Annotated in this window: 14 protein-coding genes; 7 read left to right on the top strand and 7 right to left on the bottom strand. The window is 69.3% G+C overall.

Features of this window, described 5'->3' with window-relative positions:
• Nucleotides 1-69: 69 nt before the first annotated feature.
• A complete protein-coding gene (locus OG299_RS33080; RefSeq protein WP_327363449.1) occupies nucleotides 70-915 on the top strand; it encodes a class I SAM-dependent methyltransferase in 846 nt (281 codons plus the stop codon).
• A 427-nt stretch (nucleotides 916-1,342) separates the two neighbouring features.
• Nucleotides 1,343-1,753 (top strand): hypothetical protein, encoded by a 411-nt coding sequence (locus OG299_RS33085; RefSeq protein ID WP_327363450.1) that lies wholly within the window; start codon nucleotides 1,343-1,345, stop codon nucleotides 1,751-1,753.
• Between the two features lie 36 nt (nucleotides 1,754-1,789).
• Here the strand turns inward: OG299_RS33085 and OG299_RS33090 are convergent, their stop codons facing one another.
• Nucleotides 1,790-3,766: a galactose oxidase early set domain-containing protein gene (locus tag OG299_RS33090; RefSeq protein WP_327363451.1), complete on the bottom strand. Its 1,977-nt coding sequence runs from the start codon at nucleotides 3,764-3,766 to the stop codon at nucleotides 1,790-1,792.
• A 333-nt stretch (nucleotides 3,767-4,099) separates the two neighbouring features.
• Between OG299_RS33090 and OG299_RS33095 the strand changes: the two genes are divergently transcribed.
• A complete protein-coding gene (locus tag OG299_RS33095; RefSeq protein WP_327363452.1) occupies nucleotides 4,100-6,364 on the top strand; it encodes a Dyp-type peroxidase in 2,265 nt (754 codons plus the stop codon).
• A 720-nt stretch (nucleotides 6,365-7,084) separates the two neighbouring features.
• Here OG299_RS33095 and OG299_RS33100 read toward each other — a convergent pair.
• A complete protein-coding gene (locus OG299_RS33100) occupies nucleotides 7,085-7,774 on the bottom strand; it encodes a hypothetical protein (protein WP_327363453.1) in 690 nt (229 codons plus the stop codon).
• Between the two features lie 315 nt (nucleotides 7,775-8,089).
• On the opposite strand from OG299_RS33100, the gene OG299_RS33105 reads away from it, so the two are divergent.
• Nucleotides 8,090-8,650, top strand: coding sequence for a potassium channel family protein (locus OG299_RS33105; RefSeq protein ID WP_327363454.1), 561 nt, complete (start codon nucleotides 8,090-8,092; stop codon nucleotides 8,648-8,650).
• A 7-nt stretch (nucleotides 8,651-8,657) separates the two neighbouring features.
• On the opposite strand, the gene OG299_RS33110 is transcribed toward OG299_RS33105, so the two are convergent.
• From OG299_RS33110 to OG299_RS33130, 5 genes are all read right to left on the bottom strand, one after another.
• On the bottom strand, nucleotides 8,658-9,986 hold the full coding sequence (locus OG299_RS33110) for a flavin monoamine oxidase family protein (RefSeq protein ID WP_327363455.1): 1,329 nt from the start codon (nucleotides 9,984-9,986) through the stop codon (nucleotides 8,658-8,660).
• Nucleotides 9,987-10,080: 94 nt separating this feature from the next.
• The gene (locus OG299_RS33115; RefSeq protein ID WP_078909444.1) at nucleotides 10,081-10,422 is read right to left on the bottom strand and encodes a cupin domain-containing protein; all 342 of its coding nucleotides are present in this window, start codon (nucleotides 10,420-10,422) and stop codon (nucleotides 10,081-10,083) included.
• Nucleotides 10,423-10,950: 528 nt separating this feature from the next.
• A complete protein-coding gene (locus tag OG299_RS33120) occupies nucleotides 10,951-11,310 on the bottom strand; it encodes a cupin domain-containing protein (RefSeq protein WP_327363456.1) in 360 nt (119 codons plus the stop codon).
• A 502-nt stretch (nucleotides 11,311-11,812) separates the two neighbouring features.
• Nucleotides 11,813-13,078 carry a hypothetical protein gene (locus OG299_RS33125; protein WP_327363457.1) on the bottom strand — a complete coding sequence of 422 codons (1,266 nt, stop codon included), beginning with the start codon at nucleotides 13,076-13,078 and terminating at the stop codon, nucleotides 11,813-11,815.
• Nucleotides 13,079-13,288: 210 nt separating this feature from the next.
• Complete coding sequence (locus OG299_RS33130) at nucleotides 13,289-14,197, bottom strand: LysR family transcriptional regulator (RefSeq protein WP_327363458.1); 909 nt, start codon at nucleotides 14,195-14,197, stop codon at nucleotides 13,289-13,291.
• A 281-nt stretch (nucleotides 14,198-14,478) separates the two neighbouring features.
• Between OG299_RS33130 and OG299_RS33135 the strand changes: the two genes are divergently transcribed.
• Genes OG299_RS33135 through OG299_RS33145 form a run of 3 tightly spaced genes read left to right on the top strand, consistent with a single transcriptional unit; the run spans nucleotide 14,479 to nucleotide 17,472 of the window.
• Nucleotides 14,479-15,273: a gamma-glutamyl-gamma-aminobutyrate hydrolase family protein gene (locus tag OG299_RS33135; RefSeq protein WP_327363459.1), complete on the top strand. Its 795-nt coding sequence runs from the start codon at nucleotides 14,479-14,481 to the stop codon at nucleotides 15,271-15,273.
• 31 nt (nucleotides 15,274-15,304) lie between these two features.
• Nucleotides 15,305-16,036, top strand: a complete 732-nt coding sequence (locus OG299_RS33140; protein WP_266631615.1) for a FadR/GntR family transcriptional regulator — start codon at nucleotides 15,305-15,307, stop codon at nucleotides 16,034-16,036.
• A complete protein-coding gene (locus tag OG299_RS33145) occupies nucleotides 16,033-17,472 on the top strand; it encodes an amino acid permease (RefSeq protein ID WP_327363460.1) in 1,440 nt (479 codons plus the stop codon). Before OG299_RS33140 ends, OG299_RS33145 begins: the two co-directional genes overlap by 4 nt.
• Nucleotides 17,473-17,534: the final 62 nt, after the last annotated feature.

Here is a 17,534-nt window from a genome sequence, read left to right on the forward strand (position 1 = left end):
CATCCGCCCATACTGTTTGGGCGTACGCCCATTCTAGGGCTCCCGCTACCCAATCGGAGGTCATTCCGCATGCAACAGACCGCCAACACCGCCCAGGCACAGTCATGGAACGGCTACGAAGGCACGCACTGGGCTGCCCACCACGACCGCTGGAACGTGGTCAACGCCGGCTTCAACGAACCACTGATGGCGACCGCGTCGATTCGTCCCGGGGAGCACGTTCTCGACATCGGCTGCGGCGCGGGCGCGACCACGCGTCTGGCCGCCCGTGCAGCGGAGCAGGGCTACGCCGCCGGCCTCGACCTCTCCGGCCCCATGCTCGAACAAGCCCGGACCGTTGCCGCTGAAGAAGGCATCACCAACATCTCCTTCACGCGCGGCGACGCCCAGGTCCACGACCTGCCCCGAGCGACCTTCGACGTCGCGGTGAGCCGCTTCGGCATCATGTTCTTCTCCGACCCCGTCGCCGCGTTCGCCAACATCGCCTCTGCCCTGCGTCCGGGTGGGCGCATCGCCTTCCTGAGCGCGGCGGAACCCGAAGGGAACGAGTGGCTGACCGCGCTCACCGGGCTCAAGGACATCCTGCCGATCGGCGGCTTCGGAGCTCCCGGCGGTCCGGGCATGTTCTCGCTCGCCGACCCTGACACCGCGACCGGCCTGCTTCGTGCGGCGGGTCTCCGGAACGTGCGCGCCGAACACATCCAGGCGCACGGGACCTGGGGCCGAACCGCCCAGGAGGCGGCGGACTTCCTCCTCGACTCCGGACCCGGCCGGCACCTCCTCAGCTCGGTCGATCCCGCCGCTCGGGCCCGTGCGCGCCGCCGCCTGATCGAAGACCTCGGTGCTCACGAGACCGGCGGCGCGGTCCGACTCCGAAGCACGGGGTGGCTCCTGACCGCCAACGTCGGCGCCTGACCTCCGAGAAGCGCGAGTCCTCGATCGACCGTCGGCCAGGAGCCCGCGGGCCGTGGCATGACCCTGCCGCCGTCTGAGGGGCGGCATCGCGGAACCTTGGGTGCCTGGATGTGGCAGTGAGGTAGGGGCGACTCTGGTCCGCGATCGGTCCGGCAGTGACGCCCCCAGCAGGGCAGCAAGCGTCGCCCAGGGCGTTGTGCTGAATACGCCGAGCTTCTGGAGGGGGCGTGGCATGGGGAGGTGAATTCCCACTCTGGTCAACGGACTTCAGTGCCCTAGAAGAAGCCCAGCTTCTTGGGGGAGTAACTTACTAATAAGTTCTTCGTGTGCTGGTGGTACGCGCGCCGCACCCCACCTGAACAGCAGGAATGGGTGTGAATGCGGGGGAGGGGCGTGGCCTGGTCCGGAACTGGCCCGGATCTTGGTCGTGGTCGGCAGTACTGCAGCCACCCGGGTGATCATGGTGACGGCGGGGCTGGTGGAGCGAGCGGCACGGTACGGCCTCACCCTCGGCACCCTGATCCAGGGCGTGTGGGCGCTTCTGCTGGGCGATCTGCTCGACACCGACCGAGTGGTGTTCGGCACCGGGATTTCAGGGCGCCCCGCGGAACTGGCCGGGTACGACGCGATCGTCGGCCTGCTCGGCGACTCCCTGCCACCGAGCTCGCCTGGTCGGCGGACGAGCCAGTGGGTGGAAGTCCGGCGGCGACTGCGCCCAGGCCCCGGCCGTGCCGTGGAGCCGGCTGCACGGGCCGCCCGCCCATCCCCCGGCCACCCTGAGGGGCAGCGGGTCTCACATGGGCGGTACGCGTGGAGTGCCCCCAGCCGTGTCCCGTGACCAGGCTGGGGGCTCGTCCGGAGGTGCCGGCGGGTGTCAGCCGCCGCCCTTCGCCTTCGTGGCGGTGGCACCCGCGGCGACCGTCGGGGGCTTGAGCTGGATCCAGCCCGCCTTGCTCGGTGCGCCTTCCTCGTTGAGGAGGAAGAGCATGTAGTGGCCGGGCGGGGCCGCGGCGGCGGTCGGTGGGGCCTGGAGTTCCAGGAAGTTGCCGCCGCGGCTCTTGATGCGTAGTTCGAGGTGACGCTGGCTGGTGTTGATCGAGTGGGTGGCGGTGGTCGGGGCCAGTAGGACGGCGCGGGTGACGTCGTTGGGCGTGCTGGTGCTGACCGTGATCTTTTCGTTGTAGGCGACGCTGGGGTTGAAGATCAGGCCGAGCGCGGGGCGGCTGCCCTGGTGGAGATAGGCGGGCTCGTAGATCTCGATGCTGCCGTTGTTGTTGTCAGTGATGTCGGGGTCGTTGGCGAGCTGCTGGAGCTCGTCGCCCGTGACCATGACTCGGCCGTCCGGGAGGACCACGGCGTTGGAGTGGTAGCCGCGCGGAAGCCGCTGCACGGGGCCGAGCTTCCAGTCGCCGTTCTCGTCGCGCAGTTCGACCTGGCGGTACTTGAGGTCGGCGTTGGGGTTGTACGGTCCGTTGCCGTAGTCGCGGATGTCGAAGGCACCGTTGACGGTGAGCAGGTTGCCGTCGGGCAGCAGCAGAGTGTCGTCCTGGGTACGGCCGAAGGCGCGGGGCTTCTCGGTGTTCCACTTGCCGCCGGCCAGACGGTAGGTGTTCGGGTCGTTGCGGTCACCGCCGAGGACCAGGACCGAGTCGGGGCCTCTGAAACCGGCCGGCAGGGGGACCGCGGAGCCGTAGTTGCGCCTCCACTGCCCGCCGTCCGGGCCCGGCTTGTCCTTGTTGATGTCCGGGCGGTTCGGCAGGTCGGTCTTGGTGTCGGCGGCGGTGTCGAAGAGCCATTGCTGGTCCACGGAACGGCCGAGTCCGTAGATCTTGCCGTCACGCAGTGAGAACAACTGCGGGTAGTCCCACTTGAAGGGGGCTTCGGTCTTGAGCTGGTCCACTCCCCAGCCGATCGGCTTGACCGACTTGTCGAAGGGCACCTGTTGGGTCGCGGCGGGGAAGCGCTCGACGACCGGGGTGGGGGTGCCCCAGCCGAGCTCCGACTGGCCGGACATGATCACCTGGCGTCCGTCGGCGCCGGTGACCACGCTCGGATACCACCGGCCGACGGACATGTCCTTGTTCAGGTACCACTCCTCCGCCCAGGGGTCGAAGACCAGGGACAGCTTGGCGCCGCTGCCTCCGTTGCCGCCGAGGTTCCCGCCGAAGACGCCGAGCATGCCATTGGGCAGGTACGAGTGGCCGGCGCAGAAGAACGGGGCCGGGCGGGGTTCGTTCTTGCCGTCGGGCATGTTGACGACCGGCGGCTTCTTCTCGGTGAACGCGCCGGCGCCGGTCCCCTTGGCGGGGTCCCAGATCCAGGCGCGGCCGGCGTTCTCCTTGCCGATGGTGTCGGTGGGGGCGGGCTCCTTCTGCGGGTTGACCTCGATCCGCTCGAAGGAGAACAAGAGGACCTTGCCTGTGGGCAGCATCGCGATGTGGGCCGCGAAGTCCGGGGACTGGAAGTACTCCCGGAACCGGCCGAACTCGGCGGCGTCGAAGGACGCGTTGGCCTTCTCCTGGGAGGCGGTCAGCGCCTTGAGTCGCTCCGTACGGGTGGTCTGCGGGTACTCGCCGACGCCGGCCATGGCCATCCGGGTGCGGGCGTGCTCCTCGGCGTGCTCCTTGCCGAGCGTCGCCGCCTCCTCCGGGTCGACGGTGACCGGCGCGCTCGCCGCCCGGGAGGCGGGGCCGTGCGGGAGGGCATCGCCCTCGTCTCCGTGACCGGTGTGGGCGAGTACGGGGCCTGCCGACGCCAGGGCCATGGACACGGCCATCGCGGTGGCGGCGCAGACGGAGATCGCCGTGGCGAGCCTCCGGCGGGCGGGTAGGCGCGGATTGCTGCGGGACATGGGACTCCTTGCTGGCGAGAGGAAGGCGCAGCGGCCCCGGCTGGGGGACACGTCGGCTGACGCGGGCTGCACCAGGACTGCCACATGTTCACGCACAGTGACGATCTTCAGTGTTGAGGCGCGCCGGTCGACTGTCACCTCGAGGCGTGCACGCGGGTGACTCCGACCAACCCAAAGGGTCCTGCACGCCCTCTACCAGTGCGTTCGGGGCGTGAACGGGCGGCGGTCGGCGTAATCGGCCAGTCGGAGGGTGGGAGGGCGTGGGAGTGCCGCATACGTTGTTGATTACTCTGCGCAGCATCGGCGTGGAGGTGTCGATCTTCTGGAGAGAGCATGGTGAACGATCTCAAGCTGCGTGAGAGCGACGACATCCAGGGCGATGTGATCGCCGGCTTCAAGAAGGACCAGATGACCCTGCTGTTCCTCAAGTTCGAGGACGCGGCGCGGGCGCGCACCTGGGTCAAGGCGCTGGAACCGCAGATTTCCACGACGAGGCAGGTGGCGACCTTCAATGCCGCCTTCAGCAAGGCCAGGAAGGCCTCGGCCGGCGACGACCCGAAGGCGCTGAAGGCCACCTGGATCAACGTCAGTTTCACCTGCGCGGGCCTGCGGGAGCTGACCGGAAAGGACCCGCTGCCCTCCGTCAAGCCCGGCAGCGGTCTGGAGGCCTTCAAGCAGGGCTCGGACAAGCGGGCACTCGGGGACACCGGCGACAGCTCGCCGGAGATGTGGCTCTTCGGCAACGGCAAGGGCCAGGTCGTCCACGCCGTGCTCACCGTCGCCTCGGACACCGTCCAGGACCTCCAGGCGACGGTCAGACAGCAGCGCGAGGCGTGCGCCGCGGCCAAGATCGTGATCGTGTTCCAGCAGGACGCCGCCACCCTGTCCGGCAGCCGGAGGGGGAAGGAGCACTTCGGCTTCAAGGACGGCGTCAGCGAGCCCGGTGTCATCGGCTTCGACGAGCCGGACCCCGTCAAGCCCGAGTACGCCAAGGGCCATCACGGCACCCGGCTGATCCCGCCCGGCGAGTTCGTCGTCGGGCACGACCGGGTCGGCGGCGTGCCGCACGAGACGCCCGACTGGGCTGACAACGGCAGCTTCCAGGTGGTGCGCCGGCTCGGCCAGGACGTCCCCGGCTTCTGGTTCCAGGTCGCCGGGCAGCTGAAGGCGCTCAAGCAGGCCAAGGTGGTGCCGCCCGAGGCCACCACGGAGTGGCTGGCCGCCCGCCTCGTCGGCCGGTGGCGGTCCGGCACCCCCGTCGCCACGTGCCCGAATGCCGACCGGCCCTCCAGCGCGCTGGCCGGGGAGGACAACGACTTCGGCTACCGCAACGACCCCGAGGGCTTCATCACCCCGCTCTTCTCGCACCTGCGCAAGACCAACCCCCGGGACGGCCTGCAGGAGAAGCCCGGTGATCCGCCGTTCGACGAGAATCCGGTGATGGACCGCCGCCGGATCATCCGCCGCGGCGCCCCGTACGGCGCGCCCTTCGACCCCGCCTCGGAGGGCCCCGGAGGGCCCGACGAGAAGCGCGGCCTGCTGTTCGTCTGCTACCAGTCGGACCTTGTGCAGCAGTTCGAGTTCATCCAGAAGGCGTGGATCGACAGCCCGGACTTCCCACCCAACCGGACCAACAAGCCCGGCCCCGACGGAATGGTCGGCGCCGACGGCAAGCTCAGCTACGAGACCCCCGGCAAGACCACGCAGCTGAGCCTGAGCCAGTTCGTCTTCACCGAGGGGTCCGTCTACGCCTTCGCTCCCTCGCTGACCCTGCTGCGGCTGCTCGGTGACGGCCGGCTCACCGACAAGCCGCCCGCGGTCGTCCGGCCAACCGACGCCTTCCTGCCCATCCCCGACATGCAACGGGACAAGGGCAAGAGCTGGTATTGGGCGTATGGGGCGGGCAGCGACAGCGCCGTCTGCCGGACCGTCTCCATCGCCGACGGGGACGAGCACACGGACGTCATCGAGCGCCCCGACCGGCCGCTGACCATGTGGCCGTGCTACGTCGGAGTGACGAAGGTCGACGCGGTCCTGCCCGTCCCGGACGAACAGCGGATCAATGGCCGCAGCCGGTTCTGGCTGTTCCACACCGTCGAGGGCCGGCAGGTCTACCGGCGGATCTGGATCGCCGACGGCGCCGAGTCCGGGCTCCCTCCCGAGCAGGCGGCCGGGACCGACCTGCCGGACCGTTCGCTCTCCGCTTGGGCCTCGTTCAGCGGCATCGAAAGGGTGGACGCCTTCCTGCCGGTGCCCGACATGCAGCGGGTGAACGGCAAGAGCCACTACTGGGTCTTCCACACCCTCATGGGTCGTCAGGTCTACCGGCTCATCTCGGTCGCCGACGGAAGGATGCACCAGGACGCCCTCGAGCGCGGTGACCGCGGGCTCGACCTGTGGCGATCGCTGGCCGGGATCACCCGGGTCGACGAGTTCCTCGCGGTGCCGGACATGCAGCGGATCAACGGCATGAGTCTGTTCTGGGTGTTCCACCAGGACCAGTACCGGATCATCGTGATCCGCGACGGCCACGGCCACGAGGACCAGATCACGGTCGAGGACCGACCCCTGACCATGTGGACGTCCCTGACGGGCTGACGGGTGCCCTGCCCTTGGCCCTCGGCAGCGGCCGCTCGACCATGGGCCACCGCATCCCCGCCACGGCCGCCCCCGGGGGCCCGGCCGTGGCGGGACCGGAGAGGCGGGTGCAGTCGCGGCGTGTTCCGGCCAGGCAGTCGGGCCGCACCGGCGGCTGATGGCGAACGGTGTCGCCGCCGGGGCTTTGGGATCGTGAGAGGCTCAGCGTCTGCTGGTATGCACGGTGGAACGGCGATCGCGCTGGCCCGTGCATGGCCCGGATCTTCTCTGTGAAGTGAGATATCGGAGGCAAGTGAACTCTGCAATCACCCGACTTCGGTAGCCGTCTCGAGACCAGGGCAACGGCGCCTGACCGGCCGTTTGTGCAGGTCAGGCACCGTGCTCAACTTCCTAGAAGAAGCCGAGCTTTTTGGGGGAATAGCTCACTAATAAGTTCTTGGTCTCCTGGTGGTACAGGCGTCACACCACCGGTGACCAGCCCAAATGGCCGATGCCAGACCAATTCGGCAGGGCTTGGTCCGTGAATGGTCCGGATCTTGGCTGGCGTGTGCGGCTGCAGTGTCGTGGTGGGCCGTCGTCTCGGAGCGTGGATCCGAATGCCGCAGCCGCCTGGCGCCCGCAGCGGGGTGTCCAGTGGGCGCTCGCTCCTGGGTGGCCGCCGCGGTACCTCGGCCATCAGCTGCCATGTGTTCGGGGGCCCAGGACCCGTGGTCACGGTGACTACGGTTGCCGGGGGACAGCCAGTGCTGTCGGGGCCAGTACCCACAGCAGGGCCCGTCCGGTCAGGGGTGTGGTGGCGATCAGGGTCAGGTAGACCTCGATCAGTGATCCGTCGCCGGTGAGGACGTCGAGGTCGTCGGTCCATCGGGAGAGGAGGTAGATGACGGCGTCGACGATGAGCCAGGAGGCGAGGTTGGCTCCGATCCACCACTTCCAGCGTGTGGTGACCTTGCGGAGTACCAGTGACTGCGACAGTCCGAGCAGAGGCCCCAGGGCCAGGCTCTGGCTGGCGGCCAGCAGATAGGCGGTCGAGACCGTCTCGCGGGAGTCCTGTGCGCCGATCACGGCGGGCATGATGACCAGCAGCCATGCGAGCAGTGCCGGTCCGACGTTGGACGTGATCCACACCTTGCGTGGGACGGGGACCCGCTCCTTGACGACGAGCCATTGCAGTGCTCCCAGGACTCCGCCGAACAGTGCGGCGCCGAGGGTCGCGATCAGGAGCGCGAGGATCACATTGTGGCTGGCCAGGTTCATGTGGAGGACGTCGTTGCCCAACAGGATCAGCAGGAACCCGACGGTCAGCACGGTGATGAAGGCGAGCGTGTTGTAGCCGATCCACCGCCAGTACAGGTGGGCGTCCCACCCGCTGGTCGAGGCGGGTTCGTGGCCGGAGCCGGAAGCGGTCATCACCACTCCTCGCGGGGGTACGCGGCCGCACGTGCCGCTCTCGGGATCGTACGCGTGTCGCCCCGGACGCGGCTTGAGGCACCGTGCCTCCGGGCCGGTTCCGTTCCCGATCGCCCTTGTGGCCCCTCTCCCGACGCTGTCCTGGGCGTGATCGCGGGCAGGGGCGGACGCCGGTCGACGCGAGACCGTGGCTGCGGCGATGTCATGGCGGACGCGCGAGCGGCCATGCCGGTGACCTCCTGGTGCGCCTGCCGCGCAGCACCCCGGCCGGCGGGGAGGTTGGGGGCAGGACATGCATGCGGTGGGGGTGGAGTCGTGAACGGTAACTCGGGTCGTCACCGTCGGCAGGTACTGCTCGCCTCGGTGCGTTCGCTGGTGACGGCGACCCTCCTCGTGACCGCGTACTACCTGCTGCCCATGGACTCGGCGTTCACGGTCACCACCGCCCTGGTGCTCGTCGGTGGCGTCGCGGTGGTGGCGGTGCTGCTGGCCTGGCAGATCCGGAGGATCACGCTGTCGCCGCAGCCCGGGTTGAAGGCCATGGAGGCCATGGCGATCACCGTGCCGCTGTTCATCCTGCTCTACGCCACCGCCTGCTTCCTGCTGGAACACAGCGCACCGGGCAGCTTCAGCGAACCGCTGTCGCGCACTGACGGCCTGTACTTCGCGATGACCGTGTTCAGCACGGTCGGGTTCGGGGACATCACCGCGCGCAGTGAGCCGGCCCGGCTGCTGACAACGGGACAGATCACGCTGAACCTGCTGCTCCTCGGCGTGGCGGCCCGGCTCCTGGCCAACGCGGTCCAGCGGGGCCGCCAACGCCGTGATCAGCCTGCCGGTCCCGGTGCGAGCGGCAGCACGCCGCCTACCCCGTGACCCCGGCCTACTGGCTGCCGGAGTTCAGGTAGTCGTCGATGTGGCGGGCGGCGTGGTAGCCGCTCTGGATCGCCCCGTCGATGAACGAACGCCACCCGATCGCCGAGTCGGCGCCCGCGAAGAACAGCCGCCCCTCGGTGGTGCGCAGGTCGGGCAGGATGCTTGCCAGCTGTCCGGGCCGGTAGATGCACCAGGTGCCCAGGGATAGGGGGTCGTTGGACCAGTCCCATCCGACGATGGATTCGACCTCGACGCCGGGCAGCAGCGGCTGCAGGGCTTCCTGCATGCCGGCGGTGTCGTCGAAGGCGGTCATGGGCAGGCGGTCCGGGTTGCTGGAGAACGCGATGACCCAGGTGCCTTCCGAGCCCTGGGCGTAGGTGACCACCCAGTTGACGGCGTAGGCCTCGGGGGCCAGCACGCTCACGTTCCCGACGTCGCCCTTGACCTTGACGAAGGTCTTGCGGCCGGCGCCGGCGTGCCGCTCGTCAGCGGCCCTCCGCTTGGTGTCGGACAGCCGGGGCTCGAACTCCACACTGTTCAGGACGTTCATGGGCAGTGCGATCACGGCCGTGGGCGCGGTGATCGTGTCGCCGCCTGCGAGCTCGACGCGTACCTCGCCGTCGCCCTGGACGACACGCGTGACGTGTGAGTTGAGGCGGATGTCGGCGAGCGTGGCCTGCCCGGCGATGCCGTCGAGCAGCTCACGTGTGCCCTTCACGAGCTTCGTCGCCGTCAGGGCGGCCGACGCCTGCTCCGCGCTCCAGCTCGACAGGGCGTAGGTGCGGATGTACTCGGTGACGGCGGACTTGTCGAGGGGGCCGAGCGCGACCGCGCAGCACATCGATTCCAGCCAGTCGTACAGAACGGGGTCGGCCTTAACGCTCTCCAACTGCTCGCGGAACGACCGGTCACCGATACCTTCCGGGTCCGGTCCCCAATCCGGCGAGTACGGCTCCGGGAACAGGGTCGCGCCCGGCGAGCAGAACTGGTCGAGCAGTTCCATGGCGCGGGCGACGTCGTCGTCGGAGAGGTCCACGACCCTGCCACCGGACACGACCGCCTGCCGCAGCCCTTCCACGACCGGCAACGGCTCGGTCTCGATGCCGTAGCGCTGGATCTCCGCCCACACGTTCGGTTGCAGGGGATGCACCCACGTGCCGCCGAACTCCATCGCGTGCCCGTCATGGTCCACGGTGTAGGTCCGGCCACCCAGCCGGTCACGCGCTTCGACCAGCACCGAACTCCGTCCCCGCATCGTCAGCTCACGCGCGGCCGTCACACCAGCGAACCCGCCACCAACGATCACAACGTCCGGACGAGATTCTGCCTTGCTCACAATTCGCTCCCTTCACCCTTCCGGCATGACGCACACGCAGGCGCCCGGATCCGACGGCCGCAGCGCGGTACCTCTGTGTCCGGGTGGTCGGCGCTCAGGCGATGACGAAGAACTTCACGAACGGCGACCGGGTCCTCCAGATCGCGGTGAACCCGTCCGGGAACGAATAGATGCCCCCGGCGATGAGGTCGATCTTCTGCCCGTCGGGGGTCTCCAGCTCCGCCTCACCCTGCAGGACGTGGAACGTGTCGGAACCCGTGACGTTGTAGGGGATCTCCGCGCCGACCTCGGGATCGGTCCTCCACAGCCCTGCCATCAGGCCGCCTTCCTTCTGCACCAGGAAGTGGACCTGGCCCATCTCCCGGCCCTCCTCGACGAACGGCTCCCAGGAGTCGGTCGTGATGGCTGAGGTTTCAACACCAGCAAGATTCGTCATGAGTCCTCCGCGGGAAGCCGGTTGACGATCGAAGCAGAGAGTCACCGGCCGGAGGGGACCGCTCGAAGGAATTGCCGCTACCGCACTGGCGACGGCGTCCGCCATGAACCGGTGTACGGCGCCCACAGCCGTGGGCAGCCCCTCAGGCGCTGCAATCGCGGAGGCCGGGCCGCAAGGTCCCCGACCGACGGCTCGAGAGGTGCGCACGCACCCACGACCTGAGTCTAGCCACCGTCGAGGTCTTCAGCCTGCCGAGCCCGCTCGGTTCACGGGACAGCCTTTGGGTGGCACATCCAGGCACATGAGCCCGGGAAGGAGCGGACAAGTGAGAACTGGCGAGCAAGATTCCGCAGGTTTCCGCTCCACGGGCGACAGGATCTGCTCGCACGGACACTACCGGGCAGGATGCCCCAGCCGTGCCCTTCGAAGCGGTCAACAGCGGCCAGATGGAACTGGCGGAAGGGAAGATCGTGATTCTCCCGGCTTGCCTCGGGGCCAGGAACTACTGTCGCGCTAAGCCCCTACTGGTCAGGCGTGCTCGTCCGATGGCTGCTGGGCAGGCTGGACCGACCAGCTTGCTGGCTCGTCGCCGCCCGAGTCCTCGTCGCGCTCCGCGTCGGCTGCTGTCGCATGGATCTTGCCCGACGCATGGTGGACCGGTGCGTATACGGCGTAGAGCTGCAGGGTCTCGTCACCGACGTTGGTGACGTTGTGCCAAGTGCCGGCGGGTACGAAGATGGCCCAACCGTCCTCGACCTCCTGGTCGAAGTCGAGTCGATCCTTCGCGCGGCCCATCTGGACGCGGCCCCGGCCTGCGTCGAGACGTAGGAATTGGTCAGTCTCCGGGTGCGCCTCCAAGCCGATGTCCTCACCCACCGGGATCGACATGAGGGTCAACTGGAGGTACTTCCCCGACTAGGCGACGGCGCGATAGTACTTCTCTCCCGGTCAACGAAGGCGGTACACGGTCGCGGTCTTGCGCCGGCCCACGTCAACAATCTCAGAGGCCTGGGCTCTTCTGGCCACAAGCACGCGCGCCGCTACCGCACAAGCGGCCGGCCGCGACCCGTTGCCACATTCCGCCGTGCGTCCGGTCGTGTAGTCGATCGGTTCGTGAACCCTCCAGCACAGCCTGCTGGGCATCGATTACCCGCTCCTGGCGCTATTGCGGAACTGCACGGTCGCCGGACGCAGCGCCGACTGGAAGCTACCGCCTGTCGGCAGGTGCGTTTGGTCCCGAGGCCGTCGACGAGCACCGTCTCCGGTCGTCTCGCCGGTACAGCGGCCAGGTCCGGCTCCGCCTACCCCGCGCAGCGGTACTCGCAGCGGGCCGGCGGCACCAGCTCAAGGCCTCGGGCCGTCGCCTCGGTCTACGGACGGCCGTGGCGCTTCAGGTTGCGGGTGTGGCCGTCGTCTGTTCGTCGGTCAGGCGGGCCCGCCAGTCGCTGACGTAGTCGTCGTGCATGGACGCCAGGCGGGCGATTTCCCCGTCGCTGCGCCCATCGGACCAGGCCAGGATCCGTGTCACGGTGCGGTTCCGTGCCGCGCGGAAGTCCTTGAGCATGTTCTCGAGGCGTTCGACTTCCCCGGCTTCGCGGACGAGCTGCTGGTCGACGGCGGAGCGTTCCTCGGCGCGCAACCGGCGCAGATGGGCGTCCAGGCCCGTCAGGACCAGACCCTCCTCGTGCGCGGAGTTCTGGAACCCTTCGGCCAAGGCCGCCAGCACGCAGTCGGGGACGTCGGCGAGGGTGGCCCCGGGGGGCTTGGCCGCCTCCCAGGTGCCCCGACCCGCCTCTGTCGTCTCCAGCCAGACGCGGGCGTCTGTCGGAACACGGTCGCCGCACGCCTGCGCGCGGTAGGCGTACAGGGCGGCACGGTGGCCGTAGAAAGTGAAACCGTCCTCGATCTGCCGGTCGGCGGCGCGGCACATCCGCCCCGGTACACCGCCATAGCCGCTCTCGGGACTGTAGTCGGCGTAGGCATCGAGTTCCGCGTCCGTGGCCAGGCCCCAGGAGGGATCGCACAGACCGGGGTTCATGGCGAGGAACGCGCCGACCTCGACACGCCAGGCAGGGATCGGTGTCGTGCGCAGCCTGGGCCAGCGGAGATCGCCGGAGGGGTCGAAGGTGTGTGTCGCGGCCTGCTCGATGTCGTCCCAGGCGGTGGCGGCCTCGGCCGACCACTCCAGTTCGTCGTCCGGTCCGATGCGGTGGATGGAGTCCACGAGCCGCTGCACGGCGGGGAGTATGCGCAGGGCGAGCGCGTGCAGTTCCTCAGCGGTGAAGAAGCGCCAGGAGCAGCCGCGCTGTTCGTCATGGGTCAGGTGGCCGAGCAGCTGCACCATGCTTCCGGAGGCCGGGACGGCCCCGTCGCCGAGTGCCCTGCGGGGGAGGCCGGGGAGCTGGCTGGCGAGGTCTTCGGACGGGGCACGCCAGTCGATGTCGCCGAACCATACGGCGCCGTCGCGTGCGTCCACCGCCAGCCACTGGTGGTAGCCCGCACCCGGGCCGTAGCGCTGCTCCTGCTGCTCGGCGTGCTCGTCGTGCCATACGTACTCGCCGGGAGGCGGGTCCAGCTCCACGGCCATGAAGCCGTCCTCGGGGCGGTAGCCGGTGAGGACGCGGGCCGTTCGCGGCGCACTGTCGGCGGCGGTCATGAGGGGTTTCCTCTCGCTGGAACGTCAACCGCCGCAAACGTAGGGCGCCCGCCACACAATAGTTTAACTTTCAGCCACCGCGTCCGGTAGTCGGACAAGCCGGGAGACCTGGCGTCATCACCCGGTCTACGCGCGTGCGGCCGCCGTCAACTTGGCGCATTTCGCGTGGGTTCACGCGCCGTTCACCTCCGGTGGCCGCCCGCCGCAGCCTCATGCGAGCGCGGCCAGCGCTTGCGCGGCGAGCATCTGCTCCAGGTCCAGGACGGCGCGCGGGGCGTGCCGGGTGTCGATGCGGACGGCGTAGATGAAGCGCGTCAACTGCGGCTCGGCCAGGGGGCGGGCCACGACCTGGGTGCTGGCGCGGGGCAGGGCGAGTTGCGGCATGACGGCCACGCACAGGCCTGCGGCCACGAAGCCGAGCACGGTGTTGAAGTCGTCCCCCTCGTATTGCAGGCGGGCCTGGAAGCCGGGCGTCTTGGCCATCTGGGAAAGCAGTTCCAGGCGCAGTGCGGCCTCCGGAGCCGCGATCCAGGTCTCGGACGCGAGGCTGGCCAGGTCGATGACCTCCCTGTCGGCCAGGCGGTGGTGTGCCGGGACCACGGCCACCACCGGATCCCGTGCGACCAGCGTCCGGCGCAGCATCCGGGGTGGCGGGACGGGGATGAAGTCGTAGTCGTAGCTGAGGGCCAGGTCCATGTCCCCCCGCTTGAGCCGGTTGTAGCAGGCCTCGGGTTCCAGTTGGCTGAGGCTGACCTGCACGTGGGGGTAGGCCGCGTGGAGTTGGGCCAGCGCTTGCGGAACGATGCTGGTGGCGGCCGAGGCGAAGGCGCCGAGGCGGATCCGGCTGGCCGTCCCCGCGCGCATGGCGTCGAGTTCCACCGATGCCGTCGCCAACGCGTTGCGGACGCCCTGCTCGGCGTCGAGAAGGACTTCGCCTGCCGGTGTGGCGCGCACGGGCCGGCGCTCCAGCACTCTCAGGCCCGCGCGGCGTTCGAGTTCGGCGATCTGCTGGGAGACCGCGGGCGCGCTGTAGCCGAGCTCGCGTGCGGCGGCGTTGAAGGAGCCGTGCCGCACGACGGCTTCGAGGGTGGCGAGCAGGCGGGGGTCGAGTCCGTGCACGGAGTTAAGGCTCACTTATCTGTCGCGAAGATGTGTTTTCTTGTGATTGCGGATGAACGCCAGCAGGATTCTTGCTCGCGGCAAGAAAAACGCAAGCCCGCGCTCCCGGATCGTGACCGCCCCTCCACCTTGTCGCCGGGGCGCCCTCCGCCAGTGCCCCGTCCGCCCCGTCCGCCCCGTCCGCCTTTTCTGCCGCAGCCCGCCTGGGCCGGGGACGTCCGGCGGGGCGGGTGTGCACCCGGCCGTCGACGATCACCCCTCACGCCCTGAAAGGAAGTGGTATGACCCAGCCACCACTCATCGGACTCACCACCTACCTGGCCGACGCCCGGTGGGGCGAGTGGGACCTGCCCGCCGCAGTGCTGCCTGCGGCCTACGCCGGCTGTCTCCAGGCCGCGGGCGGCCGGGCCGTCCTGCTGCCGCCGGACGCCCCGTCGGCAGCGGCCGATGTGGTCGCACGTCTGGACGCGATCGTCCTGACGGGAGGCGAGGACGTGGATCCCGCCCTGTACGGCGCCCGGCCCCACCCGCGCACGGGGCCGCCGGTCCGCGAGCGCGACCGGTGGGAGCAGGCTGTACTGGCCGCCGGTCTCGCCCGCGACATACCCGTGCTCGGAGTGTGCCGGGGTATGCAGCTGATGAACGTACACGCCGGAGGCACCCTCATCCAGCACCTGCCCGACAGGGTGGGCCATCACGGCCACAACCCCGACCGGGGCCACTTCTGTGCCCACACCGTCACCACCGCGCCGGGGACCCGGATCGGCGCCCTCCTGCCGGGGACCCGCGAGGTCGCCACGCACCATCATCAGGCGGTGGATCGCCTGGGCGCCGGGTTCATCGTGGCCGCCCGTGCGGCGGACGGCACCGTCGAGGCGATCGAGAGCACCCGGCACCGCTTCGCCGTGGGCGTCCAGTGGCATCCGGAGATGGGTGTCGACACGCCGGTGGTGCACGCCCTGGTGGATGCCGCCGGTTTCGCCGCAGACACCGATCGGGCGGCTTCGGTGGCAGGACGGAAAGTGCGCACGGTACGAAACTCGCCGGGCCGGACTTTCCCGACACAGGTGTCTTGACACCCTCCGGCGTACCCATCAGGATCACACCGTGAACCTGTCAGACAGCCAGACAGGTGGCCAGGCCCCGCGGCGCGTCAGCGCGATGGAAGCGGTCTTCGGCCACCTGCGCAGCGCCATCGAGCGCGGTGAGTACGTCGTGGGCGACAAGCTCCCCTCCGAAGCCGAGTTGTGCCGGACCCTGGAGGTCAGCCGGCCCGTGCTGCGGGAGGCGCTCCGAGCCCTCCAAGCCATCGGCCTGACCGCCTCCAAGAGCGGCAAGGGCACGTTCGTCCTGGCGAACACGGTCGAGGACCCCACCTTCGGCGACTACGTCGCCAGCGACCTGCTGGAGGTGCGCCGGCACGTCGAGATCCCGGTCGCCGGGTACGCCGCGCTGCGCCGCACCCCGGAGGACCTGGACCATCTGGGCCATCTGCTCGACCGGATGGAGCAGGAGACCGACACCACCGCGTGGGTGGCGATGGACACCGTCTTCCACCTGGCGGTGGCCGAGGCATCCCGCAACCCCGTCTTCCGCCGCGTCATCGAGGAGATCCGCGACGCACTGGCGCGTCAGTCGACCTTCCTCAACGAACTGGGCGGCCGGCGCGAGCAGTCCAACTGCGAGCACCGGGCGATCCTCGAGGCGCTGGCCGACGGTTCCGAGCACGACGCGGTGGAGGCCATGTCCCACCACCTCCTGCGGGTCGAGACGACCCTCACAGAAATCGTGCGCCCCCAGCGCGCGGCCACCTTCACGGAAGGCAGACCCGAGGCGTGAGCGAGCAGTTCCTCAAAGACGAGAAGCGCCCCACGACCCGTCACGTGGACGCCGGGGACACCGGCTACAGCAAGTCCTTGACACCCCGGCACGTCAACATGATCGCCATCGGGGGTGCGATCGGCACCGGGCTCTTCCTCGGCGCGGGCGGACGCCTCGCCGACGCCGGCCCCTCACTGTTCGTCGCCTACGCCGTCTGCGGGATCTTCGCGTTCCTCGTCGTACGCGCGCTCGGCGAGCTCGTCATGTACCGGCCGTCCTCCGGCGCCTTCGTCTCGTACGCCCGGGAGTTCCTCGGGGAGAAGGGCGCGTACACCGCGGGCTGGATGTACTTCCTCAACTGGGCGACCACCGGCATCGCCGACATCACCGCCGTCGCCACCTACACCCATTACTGGCGCCTGTTCTCCGACGTCCCGCAGTGGGTGATCGCGCTCATAGCCCTGGCCGTGGTCCTCACCGTGAACCTCATCTCGGTGCGGATCTTCGGCGAACTGGAGTTCTGGTTCGCCATCGTCAAGGTCGGCGCGCTGGTCGTCTTCATGGCCATCGGGATCTTCTTCCTCGTGACCCGGCACCCCATCGACGACGCCGTGCCCGGTCCGTCCCTGATCACCGACAACGGCGGGATCTTCCCCAACGGCCTGCTGCCCATGCTGCTGATCATCCAGGGCGTCGTCTTCGCCTACGCCTCCGTCGAGCTGGTCGGAGTCGCGGCCGGTGAGACCGAGAATCCCGAGGAGATCATGCCGAAGGCGATCAACTCGATCATGTGGCGCGTCGGCCTCTTCTACGTCGGCTCGGTCGTCCTGCTGTCGATGCTGATGCCGTGGAACAGCTACAGCGCCGGCCAGAGCCCGTTCGTGACCGTGCTCTCCCACATCGGCATCCCGGCGGCCGGCGACGTGATGAATCTGGTCGTTCTCACCGCGGCCATGTCCTCGCTCAACTCCGGCCTCTACTCCACCGGCCGCATCCTGCGCTCGATGGCCGTCAACGGCTCCGCCCCGAGCTTCACCGCCCGGCTGAGCCGCACCCAGGTGCCCTACGGCGGCATCCTGCTCACCAGCGGCATGTGCGTCCTCGGCGTCGGGCTCAACTTCGTCGTTCCGGCGGACGCGTTCGAGATCGTGCTCAACCTGGCCGCCATCGGCATCCTCGCTACCTGGGGCATGATCATGCTCTGCCACCTCCTCTTCTGGCGGAAGACCCGTGACGGCGGACTCACCCGCCCCTCCTATCGCCTGCCCGGCTCCCCGTGGACCGAACTCGTGACGCTGGCCTTCCTCGCCTCCGTCCTGGTCCTGATGTACGCCGACGGAGGAGCGGCGCGCACCACCGTGCTGTGCGTGCCACTGATCGCCGCGGCGCTGGTCGCCGGCTGGTACGCCGTCCGCGGCCGCGTGGCGCGCGCCGCCGCGAAGAGCGAGGGCTGAGCCGGGCGGCGGGCGCGGCCCCCCCAGGCCGGGCTCGCCGCCGGCCACCCCGGTCAGCAGCA

Origin of the sequence: Streptomyces sp. NBC_01296, from assembly GCF_035984415.1 — a bacterium.
GTDB lineage: Bacteria > Actinomycetota > Actinomycetes > Streptomycetales > Streptomycetaceae > Streptomyces.

Bases quoted from the DNA above. Each gene is read 5' to 3' on its own strand.
- OG299_RS33080 (WP_327363449.1), top strand. From the start codon at position 70: ATGCAACAGACCGCCAACACCGCCCAGGCACAGTCATGGAACGGCTAC.
- OG299_RS33090 (WP_327363451.1), bottom strand. From the start codon at position 3,766: ATGTCCCGCAGCAATCCGCGCCTACCCGCCCGCCGGAGGCTCGCCACG.
- OG299_RS33095 (WP_327363452.1), top strand. From the start codon at position 4,100: ATGGTGAACGATCTCAAGCTGCGTGAGAGCGACGACATCCAGGGCGAT.
- OG299_RS33100 (WP_327363453.1), bottom strand. From the start codon at position 7,774: ATGACCGCTTCCGGCTCCGGCCACGAACCCGCCTCGACCAGCGGGTGG.
- OG299_RS33115 (WP_078909444.1), bottom strand. From the start codon at position 10,422: ATGACGAATCTTGCTGGTGTTGAAACCTCAGCCATCACGACCGACTCC.
- OG299_RS33120 (WP_327363456.1), bottom strand. From the start codon at position 11,310: ATGTCGATCCCGGTGGGTGAGGACATCGGCTTGGAGGCGCACCCGGAG.
- OG299_RS33125 (WP_327363457.1), bottom strand. From the start codon at position 13,078: ATGACCGCCGCCGACAGTGCGCCGCGAACGGCCCGCGTCCTCACCGGC.
- OG299_RS33135 (WP_327363459.1), top strand. From the start codon at position 14,479: ATGACCCAGCCACCACTCATCGGACTCACCACCTACCTGGCCGACGCC.